The sequence below is a fragment of the Pseudomonas sp. Con_6 genome, assembly GCF_059379395.1.
The window spans coordinates 1981157-1998581 of record NZ_CM182011.1 but is presented as its reverse complement, the minus strand read 5'-3'; the positions used below and the strand labels follow the sequence as shown (position 1 = coordinate 1998581).

The 17425-nt window shown below is 64.8% G+C and carries 14 protein-coding genes and 3 tRNA genes; all 17 read right to left on the bottom strand.

Translation table 11 applies throughout. The annotated features are described in order from the left end of the window. Positions 1 to 54: 54 nt before the first annotated feature. The 17 genes from AC5QPF_RS09250 to leuB all read right to left on the bottom strand — a co-directional run bounded on the left by AC5QPF_RS09250 (position 55) and on the right by leuB (position 17384). Positions 55 to 825: a thioesterase domain-containing protein gene (locus AC5QPF_RS09250; RefSeq protein ID WP_494962928.1), complete on the bottom strand. Its 771-nt coding sequence runs from the start codon at positions 823 to 825 to the stop codon at positions 55 to 57. A gap of 319 nt (positions 826 to 1144) precedes the next feature. Then, positions 1145 to 1221: transfer RNA gene (locus tag AC5QPF_RS09245), tRNA-Asp, on the bottom strand. A gap of 98 nt (positions 1222 to 1319) precedes the next feature. Then, a tRNA-Asp gene (locus AC5QPF_RS09240) sits at positions 1320 to 1396 on the bottom strand. A gap of 78 nt (positions 1397 to 1474) precedes the next feature. After that, positions 1475 to 1550 (bottom strand) — tRNA-Val (locus AC5QPF_RS09235). 225 nt (positions 1551 to 1775) lie between these two features. Beyond that, on the bottom strand, positions 1776 to 2549 hold the full coding sequence (locus AC5QPF_RS09230) for an SDR family oxidoreductase (RefSeq protein ID WP_494962927.1): 774 nt from the start codon (positions 2547 to 2549) through the stop codon (positions 1776 to 1778). Continuing rightward, positions 2546 to 3757, bottom strand: a complete 1212-nt coding sequence (locus tag AC5QPF_RS09225; protein WP_494962926.1) for an O-succinylhomoserine sulfhydrylase — start codon at positions 3755 to 3757, stop codon at positions 2546 to 2548. The genes AC5QPF_RS09230 and AC5QPF_RS09225 overlap by 4 nt, the downstream gene beginning before the upstream one ends. Positions 3758 to 3773: 16 nt before the next feature. Next, entirely contained in the window at positions 3774 to 5279 is a 1506-nt protein-coding gene (purF, locus tag AC5QPF_RS09220) for an amidophosphoribosyltransferase (RefSeq protein ID WP_458975854.1), read from the bottom strand. Positions 5280 to 5320: 41 nt separating this feature from the next. Beyond that, the gene (locus tag AC5QPF_RS09215) at positions 5321 to 5875 is read right to left on the bottom strand and encodes a CvpA family protein (RefSeq protein ID WP_494962925.1); all 555 of its coding nucleotides are present in this window, start codon (positions 5873 to 5875) and stop codon (positions 5321 to 5323) included. A 99-nt stretch (positions 5876 to 5974) separates the two neighbouring features. After that, entirely contained in the window at positions 5975 to 6655 is a 681-nt protein-coding gene (locus AC5QPF_RS09210; protein ID WP_494962924.1) for an SPOR domain-containing protein, read from the bottom strand. 4 nt (positions 6656 to 6659) lie between these two features. Beyond that, positions 6660 to 7946: a bifunctional tetrahydrofolate synthase/dihydrofolate synthase gene (gene folC, locus AC5QPF_RS09205; RefSeq protein ID WP_494962923.1), complete on the bottom strand. Its 1287-nt coding sequence runs from the start codon at positions 7944 to 7946 to the stop codon at positions 6660 to 6662. Next, on the bottom strand, positions 7943 to 8863 hold the full coding sequence (gene accD / locus AC5QPF_RS09200) for an acetyl-CoA carboxylase, carboxyltransferase subunit beta (RefSeq protein WP_494962922.1): 921 nt from the start codon (positions 8861 to 8863) through the stop codon (positions 7943 to 7945). The genes folC and accD overlap by 4 nt, the downstream gene beginning before the upstream one ends. Before the next feature lie 240 nt (positions 8864 to 9103). Continuing rightward, entirely contained in the window at positions 9104 to 9724 is a 621-nt protein-coding gene (locus AC5QPF_RS09195; RefSeq protein WP_494962921.1) for a phosphoribosylanthranilate isomerase, read from the bottom strand. A gap of 37 nt (positions 9725 to 9761) precedes the next feature. Beyond that, positions 9762 to 10634, bottom strand: a complete 873-nt coding sequence (gene truA, locus AC5QPF_RS09190; protein WP_494962920.1) for a tRNA pseudouridine(38-40) synthase TruA — start codon at positions 10632 to 10634, stop codon at positions 9762 to 9764. 92 nt (positions 10635 to 10726) lie between these two features. Next, the gene (locus tag AC5QPF_RS09185; protein WP_494962919.1) at positions 10727 to 13744 is read right to left on the bottom strand and encodes a FimV/HubP family polar landmark protein; all 3018 of its coding nucleotides are present in this window, start codon (positions 13742 to 13744) and stop codon (positions 10727 to 10729) included. A 169-nt stretch (positions 13745 to 13913) separates the two neighbouring features. Continuing rightward, positions 13914 to 14924 carry an aspartate-semialdehyde dehydrogenase gene (locus AC5QPF_RS09180; protein WP_494962918.1) on the bottom strand — a complete coding sequence of 337 codons (1011 nt, stop codon included), beginning with the start codon at positions 14922 to 14924 and terminating at the stop codon, positions 13914 to 13916. Between the two features lie 195 nt (positions 14925 to 15119). Beyond that, complete coding sequence (gene asd / locus AC5QPF_RS09175) at positions 15120 to 16232, bottom strand: aspartate-semialdehyde dehydrogenase (RefSeq protein WP_489020867.1); 1113 nt, start codon at positions 16230 to 16232, stop codon at positions 15120 to 15122. A gap of 69 nt (positions 16233 to 16301) precedes the next feature. Then, positions 16302 to 17384, bottom strand: a complete 1083-nt coding sequence (gene leuB, locus AC5QPF_RS09170; RefSeq protein ID WP_494962917.1) for a 3-isopropylmalate dehydrogenase — start codon at positions 17382 to 17384, stop codon at positions 16302 to 16304. Between the last annotated feature and the right edge of the window lie 41 nt (positions 17385 to 17425).

Genomic DNA, 17425 nt, shown 5'->3' with positions numbered 1-17425 from the left:
GCTGAATTCGGCGTGGCAAAAAAGGGTCGGGGTGACGAAGGGGCTGGCGCGGGCTCAACCGGTGGCGCGGGCGGCCAGGCGGCGCGCGCTGCGGTTGCGCCAGCGTGCCAGGTGCTGGTCGGCATAGCGGCGCAACTGGCGCAGCAGGCGGGCCTGTTCGTCGATCAGGTAGAAGTGATGGCCTTCGAACATGTCGAGGGAGAAGCCGGTGCTGGTCTCGTCCTGCCAGTCCAGCAGTTCGTCGACCTTGACCGTGTCGCGCTTGCCGCCGAACACGTGGATCGGCACCGCCAGCGGCTGGCGCTGGCCGTAGGCGAAGCTGCCGCAGAGCAGGAAGTCGGCGCGCAGGATCGGCAGCACCAGTTCCAGCAGCTCTTCGTTGGCGATCACGCTTTCGCTGGTACCGCCCAGTTGGCGCAGGCGGGTGATGAGTTCTTCGTCGGTCTTGGCGATGGCGTATTCACTGACATCGCGCCGCGACGGGCCGGCGGTGGCCGAGGTGAACAGCGCCAGCGGCGCCGGCAGGCCGCGATCACGCAGAGCGTGGGCCAGCTCGAAGGCCAGCAGGCCGCCGAGGCTGTGGCCGAACAGGGCGTAGGGGCGCTGTAGTTCGCCGGCGATTTCCCCGGCCAGCAGGTGGGCGAGTTGCACCATGTCGGTCTGCAGCGGCTCGTCCATGCGCAGGCCGCGACCGGGCAGTTCCAGCGGCCGCACCTTGAGCCAGGCCGGCATCCTGGCCTTCCACGGGCTGTAGCAGGTGGCGCTGGCGCCGGAATAAGGCAGGCAGAACAGGGTCAGGCCGGGTGCGTCGCGTTCGATGCCCATTTATCGTTTTCCTGTAGGTGCACGCCCCGGCCATGACAACGGCCGGGCTTGTCTCCCAGAAGAACGGATGGCATGTAGAAATAATTAGTCGCATCTACCGAACGAGATGCCAGGAGCGACGTGATCCCTGTGGGAGCGGGTTTACCCGCGATGACGGTAGTGGATTCACCATCGCAATCGCGGGTGAACCCGCTCCCACAGGGATCGCGACCAGCCTTTGGACAGGGTTCCAGAACAGAAACCCCGGAAACGAAAAAAGCGACCCTAAGGTCGCTTTCTTCGTTTTGCTTCGAGGAGTTCAAGGGCCTCGAAGCGGATATGGCGCAGCGGACGGGACTCGAACCCGCGACCCCCGGCGTGACAGGCCGGTATTCTAACCGACTGAACTACCGCTGCGTATCGCACGAACTTGCGTTCGTTTGAAACTGGGATCTGGCCTGAAGGCTTCGGTACCTTCGGACCTCAAATCGCTCATCGAGCGATCTGGAGAAAAGTGGCGCAGCGGACGGGACTCGAACCCGCGACCCCCGGCGTGACAGGCCGGTATTCTAACCGACTGAACTACCGCTGCGCATGTGGACTTGCGTCCTGTTCCTCTCTGGTAGACCGTTTCTTTCGAAGCGATCCGGGTCAGGAACGTCTCAGGAAGTGGTGGGTGATGACGGGATCGAACCGCCGACCCTCTGCTTGTAAGGCAGATGCTCTCCCGGCTGAGCTAATCACCCTTCGTAACCTACGTCACATCGCGTCACTGCTGTTGCTGTTTCGCTTTGTTTCGTTTGCTTCGCTGAGGCCGCGAAATTTACGCAGGTAACGAACCTAAGTCAATACCCCTGTTGAAGTTTTTTTCAAAAAGGGCAAAAAAGTTCATTTCCTCCGCTGCCCCCTCGACCTCAGGCGGTAGCACAAACTTTCCGCTTCGCAACCTCGACCACCAGAAACTCCGACGGTTACTGATAGATCATCTTCCGGGTCATGCCGCCGTCGACCACGAACTCCTGGCCGGTAACGAACCCCGCATTCTTCGACAGCAACCAGGAAACCGCCGCCGCCACATCTTCTACCGTCCCAACCCTGCCCGCCGGATGCTGTGCATGATCGGCTTCGCTCAGCGGCTCGGCACGTCGCACCGAAGGATCACGGGCATCGATCCAGCCGGGACTGACGGCATTGACGCGGATTTCAGGGCCCAGGCTCATGGCCAGGGCATGGGTCAGTGCCAGCAGGCCACCCTTGCTCGCCGCATAGGCCTCGGTGTCCGGCTCGGACTGGATGGCCCGGGTCGAGGTCAGGTTGACGATGGCCCCGCAATGCGCGCGCAAATAAGGCGCACAGTGCTTGGCCAACAGCATCGGCCCGCTCAGGTTGACCGCCAGGACGCGGTTCCAGTGCTGCAGGCTGAGGCTTTCCAGGGTGGTGTTGTGCGGATTGGCGATCGCCGCGTTGCACACCAGTGCATCGAGACGACCGAACTGACCCAGCACCTCGGCCACGCCGAGGGTGACCTGGACCTCGTCGGACACATCCATGCCGACGAACCAGGCGTTGTCGCCGAGGACCTTGGCGACCTTGGAGCCGCGTACACGGTCAAGGTCGGTCAGGACCACCTGCCAGCCCTCGGCAATCAGCCAGGCAGCAATGCCCAGGCCGATGCCGCGCGCAGCACCGGTAACCAGCGCCACGCGACCGTTATGGCTGCTCTCGGCAACCGACCAGTCGATCACAGCGCGGCCAGCCCGCGAGCGAGGTCGGCCTTGAGGTCGGCCACGTCTTCCAGGCCCACGGCAACCCGGATCAGGCTGTCGCGGATACCAGCCGCTTCACGCTCCTGAGGCGACAGACGGCCGTGGGAAGTGGTGCCCGGGTGGGTGATGGTGGTCTTGGCGTCACCGAGGTTGGCGGTGATCGAGATCAGCCGCGTAGCGTCGATGAAGCGCCAGGCGCCCTCTTTGCCGCCCTTGACCTCGAAGCTCACCACCGCGCCGAAGCCCTTCATCTGGCGCTTGGCCAGCTCGTGCTGCGGGTGGCTTTCGAGACCGGCGTAATGCACCTTCTCGATTCCGTCCTGCTGCTCCAGCCACACGGCCAGTTCCTGGGCATTGGCGCAGTGGGCGCGCATGCGCAGGTTCAGCGTCTCCAGGCCCTTGAGGAAGATCCAGGCGTTGAACGGGCTGAGCGACGGACCGGCGGTACGGATGAAACCGACCACTTCCTTCATCTGCTCGCTGCGGCCGGCAACCACCCCGCCCATGCAACGGCCCTGGCCGTCGATGAACTTGGTCGCCGAGTGCACCACAATGTCCGCGCCCAGTTGCAGCGGCTGCTGCAGGGCCGGGGTGCTGAAGCAGTTGTCCACCACCAGCTGGGCGCCCTTGGCGTGGGCGATTTCCGCCAGCGCGGCGATATCGACCAGTTCGGCCAGCGGGTTGGATGGGGATTCAACAAAAAGCAGCTTTGTGTTGGCCTTGATCGCCTGTTCCCAAGCACTCAGGTCGGCCAGCGGTACATAGTCCACCTGCACGCCAAAGCGCTTGAAGTACTTCTCGAACAGGCTGATGGTCGAACCGAACACGCTCTGCGAAACCAGCACATGGTCGCCGGCGCTGCAGAACGACATGACCGTGGCGAGGATCGCCGCCATGCCGGTGGAGGTCGCCACTGCCTGCTCGGCGCCTTCCAGGGCGGCGATGCGCTCCTCGAAAGCCCGTACGGTGGGGTTGGTGTAGCGTGAATAGACGTTGCCTGGAACCTCGCCGGCGAACCGCGCCGCGGCATCGGCCGCGGTACGGAACACGTAGCTGGAGGTGAAGAACAGCGGATCGCTGTGCTCACCTTCCGGCGTGCGATGCTGGCCGGCGCGAACCGCCAGCGTATCGAAAGCGACCCCTTCGAGGTCGCTGTCCAGGCGCCCGGCATCCCATTCCTGTGTCATGCCGTTGCTCCCCTTATCAGTTGTTGTGGAGGTCGATGATCGCGCTGACCGCCTGGTTCTTGGCCTTGGCGAGGTCGTTGCGTGCTCGCTCGATGCGTTCCAGGTAGGCTGCGTCGACGTCGCCGGTGACGTACTGGCCGTCGAATACCGCGCAGTCGAAGTGCTCGATCTTGATCTTGCCGCCGCCAACCGCTTCGATCAGGTCAGGCAGGTCCTGGTAGACCAGCCAGTCGGCGCCGATCAGGTCGGCGACGTCCTGGGTGCTGCGGTTGTGAGCGATCAGCTCGTGGGCGCTCGGCATGTCGATGCCGTAGACGTTGGGGAAACGCACGGCCGGAGCGGCCGAGCAGAAGTAGACGTTCTTGGCGCCGGCTTCGCGGGCCATCTGGATGATCTGCTTGCAGGTGGTGCCGCGCACGATGGAGTCGTCCACCAGCATCACGTTCTTGCCGCGGAATTCCAGTTCGATGGCGTTGAGCTTCTGGCGTACGGACTTCTTGCGCGCTGCCTGGCCCGGCATGATGAAGGTCCGGCCGATGTAGCGGTTCTTGACGAAGCCTTCGCGGAACTTCACACCCAGATGGTTGGCCAGTTCCAGGGCCGCGGTGCGGCTGGTGTCCGGAATCGGGATGACCACGTCGATGTCGTGGTCCGGACGCTCGCGCTGGATCTTCTCGGCCAGTTTCTCGCCCATGCGCAGGCGCGCCTTGTACACCGAGACGCCGTCGATGATCGAATCGGGACGGGCCAGGTAGACGTGCTCGAAGATGCACGGCGAAAGTTTCGGATTGGTCGCGCACTGACGGGTGTGCAGCTTGCCTTCCTCGGTGATGTAGACCGCTTCGCCCGGGGCCAGATCGCGGATCAGGGTGAAGCCGAGCACGTCGAGGGAGACGCTTTCGGAGGCGATCATGTACTCGACGCCTTCGTCGGTGTGACGCTGGCCGAAGACGATCGGACGGATGCCGTTCGGGTCGCGGAAGCCGACGATGCCGTAGCCGGTGATCATCGCCACCACGGCGTAGCCGCCAACGCAGCGGTTGTGCACGTCGGTGACCGCGGCGAATACGTCTTCCTCGGTCGGTTGCAGCTTGCCGCGCACCGCCAGTTCATGGGCGAAGACGTTGAGCAGGACTTCCGAGTCGGAGTTGGTGTTGACGTGGCGCAGGTCGGACTCGTAGATCTCCTTGGCCAACTGTTCGACGTTGGTCAGGTTGCCGTTGTGCGCCAGGGTGATGCCGTACGGCGAGTTGACGTAGAACGGCTGGGCCTCGGCCGAGGTCGAGCTGCCCGCGGTCGGGTAGCGCACGTGACCGATGCCCATGTTGCCGACCAGGCGCTGCATATGGCGCTGCTGGAAGACATCACGGACCAGGCCGTTGTCCTTGCGCAGGAATAACCGGCCATCATGGCTGGTCACAATACCGGCAGCGTCCTGGCCGCGGTGCTGGAGGACGGTTAGCGCGTCATACAGCGCCTGATTGACGTTCGACTTACCGACGATACCGACGATGCCACACATGCGACGCAACCCCTACTTAATGAAACTGGATTGAACGGTACTCAGGGTGCTTTTGGCGCCATGAGCTGTTCCTTGAACGGAATATCAGCAGGAACGCTGATCCCGCTGGCTAGCCACTGGCTGGTCAACCCCAGGATGAGGTTTTTCGACCAGTCAGCCACCAATAGAAATTGGGGCAGGAGTCGCGACTCCTGCCACCATGGATCCTGTTGTACCGGCCCCAGGCTCAGCAGCCCGACGGCCACCACAACCAACAAGGCGCCGCGAGCGGCGCCGAAGGCCATGCCGAGGAAGCGATCGGTCCCGGACAGCCCGGTGACGCGAATCAGCTCGCCCAGAAGGAAATTGACCATTGCCCCCACCAGCAGGGTGGCGACGAAGACGATTGCACAGCCACCGATGACCCGCGCCGAAGGCGTCTGGATGTAGCTGTCCAGATACTGCGCGGCCGAACCGCCGAACATCCACGCCACTGCACCGGCGACGATCCAGGTGAGCAGGGACAAGGCTTCCTTGACGAAGCCGCGCTTGAGACTGATCAGCGTAGAAATGGCGATGATCGCGAGAATCGCCCAGTCGACCCAGGTAAAAGCCACGGTGTTGCCTGCAAACGGTTGAGGCCGGGCATTTTACCAGAGCGAGGGACTATCGGTAAGCGGTGATTTACCGTCCGGCGCGGGGCTGGACGGCAGCCTTCAACCGCGTTCTGGCTGGAAGCGCACCACGAAACCCTTGAGTTTCTGCTGGCGGCTGATGACATCGCGCAGGCGCTCCGCCTCGGCACGCTCGATGACCGGGCCGACGAACACCCGATTCATGCCATCGGCAGAGCGTACATAGGCGTTGTAGCCCTGACTGCGCAGGGTTTTCTGCAGGCTGTCGGCGCTAGCGCGGTTGGACAGGCTGGCCAACTGTACGGACCAGCTCACCGGCAGGCCGTTGGGGTCGACCTTGTTCGCGGACGCCTGGGTCGCAGCGGGTACCGGGGCCGGCGCTGCCGCTGGCTTGGCCGGTGCAGCGGCGACCGCAGGGGCCGGCGCAGGCTTGGTGGCCGGCGCCGGAGTGGGCAGCGGCGTAGTCGGCTTCGGCGTTTCCGCCACCGGTGCGGACGGCACCGGAGCGATCGGCGTGCTCGGTGCCGTCACTGGCTGGTTCGCCACACTGCTCTCGGGAATGACCTGAGGTTCCGGCACCTGCACCGGTTCCACCTGGACCTGCGGCAAGGCCGGGACCGCCGGCGCCTGCGGCGCCTCGACCTGAACCTGACGCAGTTCGTCTTCCTTGGTGAACAGCATCGGCAGGAAAATCACCGCCAGCGCCACCAATACCAGCGCGCCGACCATGCGTTGCTTCATGACCTTGTCCAGCCCCGCCATTGACTCAGTCCTCCATGGCCTGCCGGCTCAGCCATTGCAGGGCTTCGCCGACACAGAAAAATGATCCGAACAGCAGGATTTCATCATCCGCTGTCGCCTGCGCGCACTGCCCTTCCAGGGCCTGTGCGACACTGGAATAGGACTGCACCACGGCACCAAGGTTCGCCAGCGCCGCCTGCAGTTCCGTTGCCGGACGGCTGCGTGCAGTCTCCAGTGTAGCGACCGCCCAACTGCCGACATGTGACAGCAGCGGCTGGATCACGCCTTCCAGGTCCTTGTCCGACAGCAGGCCGAACACTGCCAGGCGTCGACCGGCGACGGGGCGCGCAGCCAGGCGCTCGGCCAGGTACTCGGCAGCGTGCGGGTTGTGACCGACGTCAAGGAGGATGTTCAGGCGCTTGCCCTGCCAGGTGAACTGGCGGCGATCCAGGCGACCGACGATCCGCGCGTCCTGCAGGGCCTGGGCGACACAAGCGGCACTCCACGGCAGGTCCAGCAGCAGGTAGGCCTGCAGGGCCAGCGCCGCGTTTTCCATCGGCAGGTCGAGCAGCGGCAGGTCGCGCAGTTCGACCTCGGCGCCACGGGCATCGACACCGCGCCATTGCCAGCGCTGCTCGGTGTAGGCCAGGTCGAAGTCGCGGCCGCGCAGGAAGAACGGGCAGGCCAACTCGCGGGCCTTGTCCAGCAGCGGTTGCGGCGGGTTGAGGTCGCCGCACAAGGCGGGTATGCCCTGGCGGAAGATCCCGGCCTTCTCGAAGGCCACCGACTCGCGAGTGTTGCCCAGCCAGTCGGCATGGTCGACACCGATGCTGGTGACCACGGCAAGATCCGCGTCCACCAGGTTGACCGCATCCAGACGTCCGCCCAGACCGACTTCGAGGACCACGGCGTCCAGCGCCGCACGACTGAACAACCAGAAGGCTGCCAGGGTGCCCATTTCGAAGTAGGTCAGGGAGGTTTCGCCGCGAGCCGCCTCGACGGCAACGAAGGCTTCGCACAGTTGCTCATCGCTGGCTTCAAGGCCGTCGATCTGCACCCGCTCGTTGTAGCGCAGCAGGTGCGGCGAGCTGTAGACCCCGACCTTCAGCCCCTGCGCCTTGAGCAGCGCGGCGATGAAGGCGCAGGTCGAGCCTTTGCCATTGGTGCCGGTGACGGTGATCACCCGTGGCGCCGGCTTGCCCAGCCCGAGCCGGGTCGCTACCTCGCGGGAGCGCTCCAGGCCCATGTCGATGGCCGACGGATGCAGTTGCTCGAGGTAGGCGAGCCAGTCGCCAAGGGTGCGCGGGGTCATACGGTGGCAGGCGCCGGCGGTACGACCACAGCGTCGACGGCCGAAGGCACGAATGCCGGGGCCGGCTTGCCGGTCATCTGCGCCAGGATCCTGGCCAGGCGCGAACGCAGTTCGGCACGGTGGATGATCATGTCGATGGCGCCGTGCTCCAGCAGGAATTCGCTGCGCTGGAAGCCTTCCGGCAGTTTTTCGCGCACGGTCTGCTCGATGACGCGCGGGCCGGCGAAGCCGATCAGGGCCTTCGGCTCACCGACGATGACGTCGCCGAGCATCGCCAGGCTGGCGGAAACGCCGCCGTAGACCGGGTCGGTCAGTACGGAGATGAACGGGATGCCTTCTTCGCGCAGGCGCGCCAGGGCAGCGGAGGTCTTGGCCATCTGCATCAGGGAGATCAGCGCCTCCTGCATGCGCGCACCGCCTGAAGCGGAGAAGCAGACCATCGGGCAGCGGTTTTCCAGGGCATAGTTGGCCGCGCGGACGAAGCGCTCGCCGACCACGGCGCCCATGGAACCGCCCATGAAGGAGAATTCGAAGGCACTGACCACGATCGGCATGCCCATCAGGGTACCGCTCATGGAGATCAGGGCGTCTTTCTCGCCGATCGATTTCTGCGCGGCGACCAGGCGGTCCTTGTACTTCTTGCCATCGCGGAACTTCAGGCGGTCCACCGGCTCCAGCTCGGCGCCCAGTTCGTTACGGCCTTCCGGGTCGAGGAAGATGTTGATGCGCGCGCGGGCACCGATACGCATGTGGTGGTTGCACTTGGGGCAGACGTCCAGGGTCTTTTCCAGTTCCGGGCGGTACAGTACGGCCTCGCAGGACGGGCACTTGTGCCACAGGCCTTCGGGAACCGAACTCTTCTTCACCTCGGAACGCATGATCGATGGGATCAGTTTGTCTACTAACCAGTTGCTCATGCTTTATTTCTCCAGTAGCGGCGGCCGGCAGGCATTGAGTGCCGGGTCGCGCGTATGCCCTTGAGCTTCAAAAATGATTCGGGAAGAACGGCCGCATCCGTGGGCGCGCCGAGAGCGCTGGCCCGGACGGCGTGCGACCGCTCGTCAATTCGTGTGGCCGGCCCGTGGGCCTGACCTGGCAGCACGGGGCTGCGAACGTTATGGACGATGCCATGCTGGCTGTCGTCACATCGACACGCATCACGCCTGGCGTACCGCGGCGAGGAAGGCGTCGATACGGGCCGCGTCCTTGATACCCTTGGCCTGCTCCACCCCGCCGCTGACGTCCACCGCGTACGGCCGCACCTGGGCGATGGCCGCGCCGACGTTGTCGGGGGACAAGCCGCCAGCGAGGATAATCGGTTTGCTCAGGTGCTCGGGCACCAACGCCCAGTCGAAGGCTTCGCCGGTACCGCCGGGAACGCCTGCCACGTAGGTGTCGAGAAGAATGCCGCTGGCCCGGGCGTACAGCTTGCAGCTGGCTTCCAGGTCATCGCCGGCACGCACCCGCAGGGCCTTGATCCAGGGCCGGTTGTAGCCCTCGCAGTCGGCTGGAGTCTCGTCGCCGTGGAATTGCAGGAGGTCCAGCGGTACGGCTTCGAGGATCTCGTTGAGCTCGCAACGGCTGGCATTGACGAACAGGCCCACGGTGGTCACGAACGGCGGCAGCGCGGCGATGATCTCCCGTGCCTGTTCTACCGTCACTGCCCGCGGGCTCTTGGCGTAGAACACCAGGCCGATGGCGTCAGCCCCCGCCTCGGCCGCGGCCAGCGCGTCCTCGACGCGGGTAATACCGCAGATCTTGCTGCGAACGGCAGACATGGCCAGGGAATCTCCTTTGACGCGAAAGTCCCGGATGTTAGCAAATGACCACCGGGTCGTCAGCCGTCAGGGCATCGAAACCGGTGAGGAAATGCGGCCCGATGAAACGCTGCGGCAGGGCAAACTCTTCGGGGTATTCCACCTGCACCAGATAGAGGCCGAACGGATGAGCGGTCGGTGCGCCGGAACGCCGGTCGAGACTGGCCAGAACCTCGGCCGCCCACTCGACAGGGCGCTCGCCGGCGCCGATGGTCATCAGCACCCCGGCGATGTTGCGCACCATATGGTGGAGGAAGGCGCTGGCACGGATATCGAGGACGATCATCTTGCCGTGGCGGGTGACCCGCAGGTGGTGAATGGTCTTGATCGGCGACTTGGCCTGGCACTGGCCGGCGCGGAAGGCACTGAAGTCGTGGGTGCCGATCAGGCAAGCGGCGGCGGCGGCCATGCGCTCGACGTCCAGCGGGCGGTGGTTCCAGGTGACCTGGTCGCCGAGGTGCGCCGGGCGGATCTGATCGTTGTAGATCACGTAGCGGTAGCGACGGGCGAAGGCCTTGAAGCGGGCGTGGAAGTTGGCCGGCATCGTTTCCGCCCAAGTCACGCTGATGTCATGGGGCAGATGGCTGTTGGCGCCCATGGTCCAGGCCTTGGGGTTGCGGATGGCGCGAGTGTCGAAATGCACCACCTGGCCGCTGGCGTGAACGCCGGCGTCGGTGCGGCCGGCGCACTGGATGGTGATAGTTTCGTCGGCTACTTTCGACAGGGCTTCTTCAAGGGTCTGCTGGACGCTGATCACGCCATCGCCCTGGCGCTGCCAGCCACGGTAGCGGGTGCCTTTGTATTCGACGCCCAGAGCGATGCGGGAATAGCCTTCGGCCGCAACTTCGGCGGGGTTTTCGATGATTTCCAAGGGAGTGAGAGCCTGTCGGTTACGCAATGGCGGCGATTATAGCGACAGTCAACAGCATTGGGGCCGCTTTGCGGCCCCAAATGGATCACACCTCAGGAAAGCTTGGAACGCAGCTCGTTGGCCTCGCGGCGCTGGTCCTTGTCGCCTTCCTTGTAGACCTCGTCGAGGATGTCGCGGGCGCCGTCATGATCGCCCATGTCGATATAGGCACGGGCCAGGTCGAGCTTGGTGGCGACTTCGTCGGTGCCGGACAGGTAGTCGAACTCGGCATCTTCCGGCGGCAGGCTGGCGGCGTCTTCAGCAGTGAAGTGCGGCTCCAGCGACGGCGTCTCCAGGCTGGCGGACAGCTTGTCCAGCTCGGCATTGACGTTGTCCAGCTCGGCAGCGAAGTTCTTCGACGCGGCATCATCCTCGCCCGGCAGAGACAGGTCGAAGTCGTCCGGTAACTCCAGATCCGGCAGGTCGGCCTCCAGGCCCAGGTCGTTGTCGAACGCCGCCAGCTCCGCTTCGATATCCAGCGGTGGATGGTTTTCAGTCGCCACGGCCGGGGTCTCGTCGGGAACGCTCAGGTCGAAGTCGGCCAGGTCATCGGAGGCAGCGGACGGTGCTTTGGTGTGCTCGTCGAGCAGCGCGTCGAAGTCCAGGTCGTCGTCGAGTGCCGACAGTTCCGGCTCAGGCTGCGCGGCAGGCTGTTCCTGGGCCGCAGTATGCTCTTGCAGCAGGCTGTCGAAGTCCAGGTCGTCCACCACCGATGGCTCTGGCTCAGGTTGCGGCTCCGGCTCGGCAGCCTGGGCAGCCGTGTGCTCCTGCAGCAGGCTGTCGAAGTCCAGGTCGTCCACCACCGGTGGCTCTGGCTCAGGTTGCGGCTCCGGCTCGGCAGCCTGGGCAGCCGTGTGCTCCTGCAGCAGGCTGTCGAAGTCCAGGTCGTCCGCGGCCACGGGCTGCGGCTCGGGCTCGGGCTCGGGTTCGGCGGCTTGGGCAGCAGCGTGCTCCTGCAGCAGGCTGTCGAAGTCCAGGTCGTCGGCGAGGCCGGCCGGCTCTGGGTCGAGCTGTGGCGGCTCGGCCTGCGGTGCTTCCGGGTTGTCCTGCAGCAGGGTGTCGAAATCAAGGTCGTCCAGCGACGGCTCGGCCGACGCCTGGGTACTGGCGGCGACTGCTGCCTGGTCGGCCGGAGCCTCCAACTCCAGGCCATCGAGGTCGTCGAGGCTCAGGTCGAAGGCGCTGTCCAGTTCGTCGTCGGCTTTAAGTTCGGCGTCCGCTTCTGGCTGCGGCTCGTCCGACATGAGGTCTTCGACGAACTTCTCGTCCAGCCCGGAAGCCACGGCAGCACCAGCAGCCGCGGCGGCCAGGGCGATCATGGCCGGGAAACGGCTCTTCAGCGATTCGACCTCGGCGAGATTCTGCGGGTTGGCCTGCAACTGGCGCTCCTGGCTGACAAAACCGTCGCGGTCGCCCTGGCGAGCATAAACCTCCATCAGCTTCAGGCGCAGATCGCTGCGCTGCGGGAATTTCTCCACCGCCGGCTCCAGCAGGTTGGAGGCCTGCATCAGGCGCCCATGGGCGATGCAGTCGTCGATCTCGGCCATGAACGGATCGACCTTCGGCTCGACCGCACGCGGCTCGCTGACCTGTTCGGCGGCAGTGGCCGCCGCAGCCGAGGCGGCAACCACGGCAGGCGCCAGCGTGACCGTCGGCGGGGCAATGTCGAGGCCGTCGAAGCTGCTCGGTGGCAGGTCCAGGTCTGGGCCCAGCTCGCCTTCCTCAGCCAGGGCGCGGGCCATGCGCATGTGTTTTTCCGCTTCCTGCTGGGCCTTGCGCTTGCGCGCCAGCAACAACAGAAGCAGGAGCAATACCAGCAGCGCGGAGCCGGCGATCAGCGCCAGCAGCAGCGGATTGCCGAGAATGTTGTCCAGCGCGCTCGGGTTGCCCTCCTCCACGGCCGGCGTGGCGGCGGTATCGGTTGGCGCCGGGGTGGCGGCCTGCTGCGGCTCGGTGTCGACCGCTGCCGGCGGCGGGGTCACCACCGGCTCGGCGGTCGGTGCCGGATTCGGTTGCAGTTGCGCGTCGATGACCGGAGCCGTGGCGACCGGCACGGCAGGCGAATTGCTCTGCGCCTCGAGGCGAGCCAGTTGGTCGTTCTTCAGTTCGATCAGGCGCTGCAGCTTGTCCAACTGGCTTTGCAGGTCGGCCACGCGGCTTTTCAGCTCGTCGCCTTCACGACGGCTGGTGTCGAGGTTTTCCTGGGTCATCGCCAGCTTGTCGCTCAGCGCCTTGTCACTGCCCGCGCCCTTGCCGCCGGGGGCGACCAGCTTGAGGTTGTCCTGCTGGGCGATGCGTGCCGGTGCGGCCTGGGTGGCGTCACGGCGAGTGGCGTCGAGCTGGCGTGCCTGCGGGCCGAGGCGACGGCCCTGGCGCCAGGCGGCGTATTGCTCGTTGACCTCTTTCACCGCCTGGGCCTGCGGGATGGCCTGGATCTGTTGCTGGTCCGGCATGCGCAGGACCTGACCGGTCTTCAACTGGTTGATGTTGCCGTTGATGAAGGCATCCGGGTTGAGCGCCTGGATCGCCAGCATGGCCTGCTGCACGGAACCGCCCTGGCGCGAGCGCGAGGCAATTTCCCAGAGGGTGTCGCGGCGCACCGTGGTGTAGTTGCTCGGTGCACTGACCGCCGGAGTGACGCCTGCGGCGGCCTGGGCGGTTTCCGGGGAAAATTTGGAGGCGTCCAGCAGCACGCTGTAGTCGCGCAGCAGGCGCCCCTGTGGCCACATCACCTGGACCAGGAACTTGACCATCGGCTCCGGCAGCGGCTGGCTGGAGGTAACCTTGAGCACGCTCTTGCCCGCCGGGTTGATCACCGGGGTAAAGGTCAGGTCATTGAGGAACGGCTGGCGCTCGACGCCGGCCTTGGCGAATTCTTCCGCCGGGGCGAGGCTCGGCTTGACGTCGGCGGCGCTCAGGTCGCGCACGTCGAGCAGTTCGATTTCCGCATTGAGTGGCTGGTTCTGCGCCGACTTGAGAGTCAGCTCGCCCAACCCGAGGGCATGCGCCATACCGGAAGACAGCGCCGACGCGGCGGCTATTGCTAATACCAGTTTGCGAATTCGAAGCATGACCTCATCCTTTGTTTGAAACTTCCCCGGTATCCGAGAAGAAGTGAAGAACCGCCGTTGAGGCTAAATACCGACATGATCGCTGTCATGTTCAAACTGCCATTATTGGCCGCCGGCTAGTTGCCTGCGGCATTTAACGGTCAGTGTGCAAAGTGTCGCCAAGTATCTTTTACACAAGGTCTTTTATCAACAATTGAGCCAGCTGTACGGCGTTCAATCCCGCGCCTTTGCGCACGTTGTCGGTAGTCAGCCAGAGATTGAGTTGCCGCGCCTCGTCGATACCGCCGCGCACACGTCCCACATACACCACGTCCTGGCCGACGGCATCGCCCACTGGCGTCGGGTAGTCCCCCTCCTCGACCAGTTCGATACCTTCGGCTGCGTCCAGTGCCGCATTCACCGCGGCAAGATCCACCGCGTCCTGAGTATTCAGCGTCACAGTGTAGCTATCGCCAAAAAACACCGGGACTTGAACGCAGGTCACTGAAATGCTGAGTAAAGGCATGCCGAGCAGTTCGCGCAACTCGCGCACCAGGCGACGTTCCAGCAGGCCGTGACCCTGCTCGTCGCTGGCGCCGACCTGAGCCAGCAGGTTGAAGGCCATCTGCCGGTCGAAGAAACGCGGCTCCAGAGGGCGCGCGTTGAGCAGTTCGGCGGTCTGCCGGGCCAGTTCGCTGACCGCTTCGCGACCTTGGGCGGAGACGGCAAGACAGGCGGTGACACCGATGTGCAGCGGGGTCAGCAGGCCCTTCAGCGGCGCGAGAGCCACGGCCAGGGCGACGGCGGCAGCGCTGGGGCTGTGGATGACCGCCGGGGTCTTGAGGCCGTCCAGTAACTGCGGGTTGGCTTCCGGAACCACGGCGGGCGCCTGCTCGGCGGGCAGCGCGCCGGACAGGTCGATCACCGTGCAGCCGGCCGCGGTGGCGCGTGGGGCGAAGCTCAGGGTGACCGCCGGACCGGCGGCGAAGAAGGCCAGGCGCACCTTGGCGAAGTCGAAGTCGTCGACATCACGGGTGCGCAGGTTCTTGCCGCGGAAGGTCACGGCACTGCCGGCAGATTCGTTGCTGGCCAGCAGATACAGAGTGCCCACCGGGAAATCCCGCTCTTCGAGGATCTGCACAAGGGTTTCGCCGACGGTGCCGGTGGCGCCGATCACGGCGATGTCGAAGGTTTGGGTCATCTGGAATTTCCTCTGGCCTTCAGGGCCTCATCGCGGGCAACGCCCGCTCCCACAGGTTCAGCGTCGCCGCAGACATTGTGGGAGCGGGCGTTGCCCGCGATTGGGGCCCCGCGAATTTTGGGGGAGCGCACTGTACGCGAAAAACAAAAAACCCGCGCTGTTGCCAGCACGGGTTTTCGTGTCATCAGGAAGCGATCAACGCTCCAGCAGGATCCGCAGCATGCGACGCAGCGGTTCTGCCGCGCCCCACAACAGCTGGTCGCCGACGGTGAAGGCGCCCAAGTACTGGGACCCCATGTTCAGCTTGCGCAGACGACCCACCGGGATGTTCAGGGTGCCGGTAACGTTGGTCGGGGTCAGCTCCTTCATGCTGATCTCACGCTGGTTCGGCACCAGTTTCACCCACGGATTGTGCTGGCTGATCAGACCTTCGATATCGGCCAGCGGCACGTCCTTGTTCAGCTTGATGGTCAGCGCCTGGCTGTGGCAACGCATGGCGCCGATGCGCACGCAGATGCCATCCACCGGGATCGGGCTCTTGAAGCGACCGAGAATCTTGTTGGTCTCGGCCTGGGCCTTCCACTCTTCGCGACTCTGGCCGTTCGGCAGTTCCTTGTCGATCCACGGGATCAGGCTGCCGGCCAGCGGTACGCCGAAGTTCTCGGTCGGGTAGGCGTCGCTGCGCATGGCCTCGGCGACCTTGCGGTCGATGTCGAGGATGGCACTGGCCGGATTGGCCAGTTCATCGGCCACGGCGGCGTTGGTGGCGCCCATCTGGCGGATCAGCTCACGCATGTTCTGCGCGCCGGCGCCGGAGGCCGCCTGGTAGGTCATGGCGCTCATCCACTCGACGAGGCCGGCTTCGAACAGGCCGCCCAGACCCATCAGCATCAGGCTGACGGTGCAGTTGCCGCCGATGTAGTTCTTGGTGCCGGCGTCCAGTTGCTGGTCGATGACCTTGCGGTTGACCGGGTCAAGGACGATGACCGCGTCATCCTGCATGCGCAGGGACGAGGCGGCGTCGATCCAGTAGCCCTGCCAGCCGGCTTCGCGCAGCTTGGGGAAGACTTCGTTGGTGTAGTCGCCGCCCTGGCAGGTCAGGATCACGTCCAGGGTCTTGAGCTCGTCGATGCTGTAGGCATCCTTCAGCGGCGCAATGTCCTTGCCCACTGCAGGGCCCTGGCCACCGACGTTGGAGGTAGTGAAGAACACTGGCTCGATAAGATCGAAATCCTGCTCTTCGAGCATCCGCTGCATGAGCACGGAACCGACCATTCCGCGCCAACCGATCAGACCTACACGTTTCATCGCAACTACACCTTCGCTAAAAGTGGGCCGCCGCCCCTTGGTTGTGTTTTGGGCAGCGGGCCAGAGAGATTACAGATTCCGCAGCGCTGCGACTACTGCGTCGCCCATTTCCTGCGTACCTACTTTGGTGCAACCGTCGGACCAGATGTCGCCGGTACGCAGTCCCTGGTCCAGCACGACGCTGACGGCCTTCTCGATCGCCTCGGCGGCAACCTGCTGGTTGAAGCTGTAGCGCAGCATCATCGACACCGAGAGGATGGTCGCCAGCGGGTTGGCGATGCCTTGGCCGGCGATATCCGGTGCGGAGCCGTGGCACGGCTCGTACATGCCCTTGTTGTTGGCATCCAGGGAGGCCGACGGCAGCATGCCGATGGAACCGGTGAGCATGGAAGCCTCATCCGACAGGATGTCGCCGAACATGTTGTCGGTGACCATCACGTCGAACTGCTTCGGCGCGCGGACCAGTTGCATGGCGGCGTTGTCGACGTACATGTGGCTGAGTTCGACGTCCGGGTAGTCCTTGGCCACTTCCTCGACCACTTCACGCCACAGCTGGCTGGAGGCCAGGACGTTGGCCTTGTCCACCGAGCAGAGTTTCTTGCCACGCACGCGGGCCATATCGAAGCCGACGCGGGCGATGCGGCGGATCTCGCTTTCGCTGTAGGGCAGGGTGTCATAGGACTGGCGCTCGCCGCCTTCCAGCTCGCGGGTGCCGCGTGGCGCGCCGAAGTAGATGCCGCCGGTCAGCTCGCGGACGATGAGGATGTCCAGGCCGGAGACGATTTCACGCTTCAGCGAGGAGGCATCGGCCAGTTGCGGGTAGAGGATCGCCGGACGCAGGTTGGCGAACAGGCCCAGTTGCGAGCGGATTTTCAGCAGGCCGCGCTCAGGGCGGATGTCACGCTCGATCTTGTCCCATTTCGGCCCGCCCACGGCGCCCAGCAGCACGGCGTCGGCAGCGCGTGCGCGCGCCAGGGTCTCATCGGCCAGCGGCACGCCGTGCTTGTCGATGGCGGCGCCGCCGATCACGTCGTGCTCCAGGGCGAAGCCGAGCTGGAACCTGTCGTTGGCCAGTTCGAGGACCTTGACCGCTTCGGCCATGATTTCCGGACCAATGCCATCACCCGGGAGAATCAGAATCTGCTTGCTCATGCTTTCCTCTATTTCAATTCAAGCGGCGCGCCGCGATGGCC

What these genes read in the sequence shown, in the direction of transcription:
- folC (WP_494962923.1), bottom strand. Translation starts at nt 7,946, where the DNA reads ATGACCCCGCGCACCCTTGGCGACTGGCTCGCCTACCTCGAGCAACTG.
- AC5QPF_RS09185 (WP_494962919.1), bottom strand. Translation starts at nt 13,744, where the DNA reads ATGCTTCGAATTCGCAAACTGGTATTAGCAATAGCCGCCGCGTCGGCG.
- asd (WP_489020867.1), bottom strand. Translation starts at nt 16,232, where the DNA reads ATGAAACGTGTAGGTCTGATCGGTTGGCGCGGAATGGTCGGTTCCGTG.
- AC5QPF_RS09180 (WP_494962918.1), bottom strand. Translation starts at nt 14,924, where the DNA reads ATGACCCAAACCTTCGACATCGCCGTGATCGGCGCCACCGGCACCGTC.
- accD (WP_494962922.1), bottom strand. Translation starts at nt 8,863, where the DNA reads ATGAGCAACTGGTTAGTAGACAAACTGATCCCATCGATCATGCGTTCC.
- leuB (WP_494962917.1), bottom strand. Translation starts at nt 17,384, where the DNA reads ATGAGCAAGCAGATTCTGATTCTCCCGGGTGATGGCATTGGTCCGGAA.
- AC5QPF_RS09225 (WP_494962926.1), bottom strand. Translation starts at nt 3,757, where the DNA reads ATGACACAGGAATGGGATGCCGGGCGCCTGGACAGCGACCTCGAAGGG.
- AC5QPF_RS09195 (WP_494962921.1), bottom strand. Translation starts at nt 9,724, where the DNA reads ATGTCTGCCGTTCGCAGCAAGATCTGCGGTATTACCCGCGTCGAGGAC.
- AC5QPF_RS09210 (WP_494962924.1), bottom strand. Translation starts at nt 6,655, where the DNA reads ATGGCGGGGCTGGACAAGGTCATGAAGCAACGCATGGTCGGCGCGCTG.
- AC5QPF_RS09250 (WP_494962928.1), bottom strand. Translation starts at nt 825, where the DNA reads ATGGGCATCGAACGCGACGCACCCGGCCTGACCCTGTTCTGCCTGCCT.
- purF (WP_458975854.1), bottom strand. Translation starts at nt 5,279, where the DNA reads ATGTGTGGCATCGTCGGTATCGTCGGTAAGTCGAACGTCAATCAGGCG.